We start from the raw sequence: 4,018 nt of genomic DNA, 5'->3' as shown, positions 1-4,018 counted from the left end.
GGCCAGCGGCGTCCCGCCCAAGGACGTGGCCAAGAACCTCGGCGTGTCCGTTCCGACGCTCTACCGCTGGGTGCCTGCCTCAGCGCAGGCTTAGCGTACGATTTTTTCCGTTTTCTGAGACGACCCCATCACGGCCGGCGAAGACTTGCAGTCCGCAGGCCGCAACGTCACCGGCTTTGCCCTACGCCAGAAGGTCGGCGGCGGGAATCCGAACCGCTTGAAGCAAGTATGGGATGAGCACGTGGCGAAGCAGGCAGTCACCCAAGCCGAGCCGGTCGCCGAGCTGCCCGTCGAAGTTGCCGAGGAACTGGCCGCTGTCACCAAAGCGCTGACCGAGCGTCTGGCTGCTCTGGCAGTCGAGTTGAACGACAAGGCTGTGAAAGCCGCTGAGCGGCGCGTAGCCGAGGTTGTCCGCGCCGCCGGCGAGCAGCGCGAGCAGGCCGAGCGCGAGCTTGCGGATGCCGCGCAGACGGTTGATGACTTAGAAGGCAAGCTTGAGGAGGCAAAGGCCGAGGTCTCCGGCTTGGCCCAGCGCCTAGCCGAATCGCAAGCCCAGGCTCACGCGCAGGCCGTCGAGATCGCGCAGCTACGGGAACGGTTGGCGGCTACCGAGAAGGCAGCGCGAGACGCCAGTGACCAACACGCGGCAGAACTCCGGCGACTGACAGCCGCGTTGGAGGCCGAGCGCTCCGGTCGATCCGATGCGGAGACCGAAGCCAAACGGCAAACGGAGCACGCGATACGAGCCAGCGCTGAACGAGATGCGGCGAGCGCCGAAGTCGAACGGCTACGAGAAGCGCTGACCGCAGAAAAAGAAAGGCAGACTACGGCTGAGCAACGCGCCGGACAATTGGAGATTGAAAATGGTCGTTTAACCGAGCGCTCAGCGGCGGACAAGGAGCACATTCAGGAGTTAGTCTTGCAAGTGGAGCGGCTACAAGGCGAGCTGGTGGCTCTGGCTAAGACCAGCGGCGGAAAAACCAAGACGAAAACACAGCAATGAAAAACCCGGCTGCGGGGTGCGAGCAATAGCAGATAACAGGCACTATGTTAAATCGAGCGCCCCCGTGCTTTTGGCGCGGTTCCCGATTTGTTATTATCCGGTCATGGGCTTATTACTGATCAACCCCCCAAGAGGTTACGCCATGGCAACATCCCCCACTATCGATCACGTCACCCTGACCCGCCTGGTGGAGGCGGGCGCGGTGCGCGGCGCGCACATCGTCGGTCAGCCGGGCGGCTGGGGCGTGGTCATCCAGTACGGCATGACCGAGCGGGTTCTCGCCGCCAAGCGCGGGACCGTCCGCCAGTTCCGCAAATTCGAAACTTTGGTAGCCTACCTTCGGGACATCGGCATCAGCCGGTTCGACGTGGACGCCACGCAATACGACCCGGCGCCGACACCGGCCCGGACCCGCACGGATGCCGCCGAACGCTTGCGGCAGGCCCACGAAGCCGCCGACCATGACCGCTGGTTCCGGGCACAGGTCCAGGCGGCGCTAGACGATTCGCGTCCCGGCATCCCCCATGACGACGTGATGGCGGAGCTGAAAGCCACGCTCGATCGTCTGGCGGATAGCCGCCGTGCGGATTGAGTGGAAGAAACAGGCGCGGGAGGACGCGCACGACATTCTGATTCACATCGCTCAGGACAAGCCGGGTGCCGCGTGGGAGGTCTACGAAGCCATTCAGCGACAGGTGGGGCTTCTGGCCGAGATGCCCAAGCGTGGACGGCCCGGGCGGGTCCGGGGCACCCGCGAGTTGGTCATCACCCGGACCCCCTACATTGTGGCGTATCGGGTTACGCCGACCGTGATTACGGTGCTACGGGTTCTCCATGGAGCCCAGCAGTGGCCAAAGCGATTTTCCTAGGGGATAGCGACGAGGGGAGAGTTAAGGGCCAGATCGTGAGCGCAACACGGATATTGTTTTGCTATTAGATATCAATCCATATCTTTATATGATGGCCAACTTACCGAAAACACGGTGTTCTCGTTTTTGCGAAATACCTCTAGGGCAAATGGGCTAGCAAGCTTATAGCAATCAAGAATTGTGTAGTCTTTCCCTGGCTCGGCTCCTGCCATTAAGAGCGAATCTTCAACATTCTTTGCCATGACTAAAAGAAGGTCTTCAAGCGAAGTAAAATCGGTATGTTCGTAATCCCGAATAAGTTTTTTAGACATAAACACCTTTTCTGGTTGTTCTAATCATTTTGGTTCAAATATCCCGTTTTCGCGCCCGCGAAAACTCCGGGTTGCAGCGCCTAACCGCTAAGAGCAACGAATCATGCCGCCCTCGGCTAGAACGGCCTTCGCAAGGGATTGCATTTCCAACTTGCTCCCCCATCCACGCCACACCATGCCATCAAACCGAAAGCCATGGTTCTTCACATCTTCCCGCAGCCATTGCGGAGGGATGCCATCGAACTTTATTTCAAACGAGCGCTTCACATTCTCGTCAACCCAATACAAGGCGTTTAGGAGCATTTGAGCGTTGCCGTTTACTACCACTATGCCTTTTTGACTTTTGAACGAATGCTGTTCTATCGCTGTCGGGACCCAAATCACCGGGCTTTTTGAGCCGACCGCCCCGCACTGGTTCCACACTTGGGCCACAATGTTTTTAAAAATCCTTGCGCCGGATCGTTTCACCAGAAACCCATAGGCGTTTTCCCGGATTCCGTCATAGCTCTTTATCTCAACGACGATTTGCGTTTTCTCGCCGACCGAAATAAGCATGTCGATATTACCGACTCGGCCCGCTGGTACGTCCGTTTGAAGCGTCCAGTTCGGCGGAAGAATCGCTTTAACTGCCGCAATCGCGGCGTGTTCTACGAGAATGCCGCGTTCGCGACGCTGGCCTTTTCGCCAGGTCTGGATAGAACACAAAAACGCGAGCACAGCGCCTAAGACGGACAACGACTTGAAAGCGCCCAGGAATGGACTGATAACAAGCGTGACAGCAGCAACGCCCATGAGATAGGCGGCCTTGTCGTAATCGGCTTGCCAGGGTTCGAAGATGTTTTGATCCGATGCCATGTCTAACAGTTTAGTTTCAATCCATCTGTCTGCTAGGCATCGGCGGCACCTGTTCGAGTTTGGACAGGCCCAGGCGGTAATGCCAATAATGCCAGGATCGCTCACTGAACCAGCCCGCCTCGGCATGCGTCAGAACATCCCGCAGCACGTCATTCCCCACGTGCTCCGCCAGTGCTTGAATATCCTCGTAGTCCCCTATGTCCATGACCTGGGCTATGATGCGCTCAGGCGTAGCCATGGCCTCGTCCGGCGTTTTCCACCCAATATACGTGCTGGCCAGCCGCCTCAGTAATGCATCGTCCCGCATGCGCCAGCTAATCCCCAGCTCGGCGATGAGCTGGCGCTCCGCCGCCCCGATCCGGGCGGGATCGATCTCCGACAGGCCAGTTTGATAGATGTAGCGGCAGGCCCTACGGTCGAGCCGCTTGGCCTTCGTGCGCCGCTGCGCCAGCTCTTCGAGGATGGGATAATCAGACAGCCTAACCATCGCATGATCGCTAATCATCGGTTTGCTCCGTGTCCTATAACTCAATCAGCGTAGCATGATGAAAAAGCCCCGCCGAAGCGGGGCTTTGAGTTAGTTAGGAATAGCCTGATCTTATTCCTTGGTGTCCACCGCCCAAGGCTTCGGCGGTGTCTCTGCTTTCGCCGGTTCCGGCTCAGGCCCCCGCAGCTTTTGGCACCGCGCCTCCCGTTCGGCCAGCGCTTCTTTGGTGGGTTTCCAATATCCGTTCTTATCCGTTTCGATGTCCTTATAGCACTGTTCGCGGGGGCTGATTAACACCGCGCCATATACCGGCGCAGGGGTTTCCGGCAGCTCCATGCAGATTTTTTTCAGAATGCGCCGTCGCTCTAGTGCTGCATCACTTCTCGATTGACGAGTCAAATGGAAAGGAGGCCAGCCAGGGTGGCTGAGCCACGGCAGGGAGACGACGATGGCCAAGAAGTACCGTGTGACGCTAACCCCAGAGGAACGGCAA

Annotated in this window: 8 protein-coding genes; 4 read left to right on the top strand and 4 right to left on the bottom strand. The window is 58.4% G+C overall.

Features of this window, described 5'->3' with window-relative positions:
* From ABJK70_RS21335 to ABJK70_RS21320, 4 genes are all read left to right on the top strand, one after another.
* The coding region (locus ABJK70_RS21335; RefSeq protein WP_203563340.1) for a helix-turn-helix domain-containing protein at positions 1–94 on the top strand (94 nt) is incomplete at its 5' end.
* Positions 95–127: 33 nt separating this feature from the next.
* Positions 128–1,003 (top strand): DNA-binding protein, encoded by an 876-nt coding sequence (locus ABJK70_RS21330; RefSeq protein ID WP_347259057.1) that lies wholly within the window; start codon positions 128–130, stop codon positions 1,001–1,003.
* A 142-nt stretch (positions 1,004–1,145) separates the two neighbouring features.
* Entirely contained in the window at positions 1,146–1,595 is a 450-nt protein-coding gene (locus ABJK70_RS21325; RefSeq protein WP_347259056.1) for a hypothetical protein, read from the top strand.
* A complete protein-coding gene (locus ABJK70_RS21320) occupies positions 1,585–1,872 on the top strand; it encodes a type II toxin-antitoxin system RelE/ParE family toxin (protein WP_347259055.1) in 288 nt (95 codons plus the stop codon). The genes ABJK70_RS21325 and ABJK70_RS21320 overlap by 11 nt, the downstream gene beginning before the upstream one ends.
* A gap of 71 nt (positions 1,873–1,943) precedes the next feature.
* Here ABJK70_RS21320 and ABJK70_RS21315 read toward each other — a convergent pair whose 3' ends face one another.
* The 4 genes from ABJK70_RS21315 to ABJK70_RS21300 all read right to left on the bottom strand — a co-directional run.
* Positions 1,944–2,183 carry a hypothetical protein gene (locus tag ABJK70_RS21315; protein WP_347259054.1) on the bottom strand — a complete coding sequence of 80 codons (240 nt, stop codon included), beginning with the start codon at positions 2,181–2,183 and terminating at the stop codon, positions 1,944–1,946.
* An 87-nt stretch (positions 2,184–2,270) separates the two neighbouring features.
* Positions 2,271–3,038, bottom strand: a complete 768-nt coding sequence (locus ABJK70_RS21310) for a nuclease-related domain-containing protein (protein WP_347259053.1) — start codon at positions 3,036–3,038, stop codon at positions 2,271–2,273.
* A 16-nt stretch (positions 3,039–3,054) separates the two neighbouring features.
* Positions 3,055–3,525, bottom strand: coding sequence for a hypothetical protein (locus ABJK70_RS21305; protein WP_347259052.1), 471 nt, complete (start codon positions 3,523–3,525; stop codon positions 3,055–3,057).
* Between the two features lie 111 nt (positions 3,526–3,636).
* A partial coding sequence (locus ABJK70_RS21300; protein ID WP_347259051.1) for a hypothetical protein occupies positions 3,637–4,018 on the bottom strand: 382 nt, incomplete at its 5' end.

The sequence above is a fragment of the Methylocaldum sp. genome (assembly GCF_039794385.1).
Classification (GTDB): Bacteria; Pseudomonadota; Gammaproteobacteria; order Methylococcales; family Methylococcaceae; genus Methylocaldum.
The sequence above is the reverse complement of the archived record's forward strand: the minus strand, read 5'-3'. Positions and strand labels throughout refer to the sequence as shown.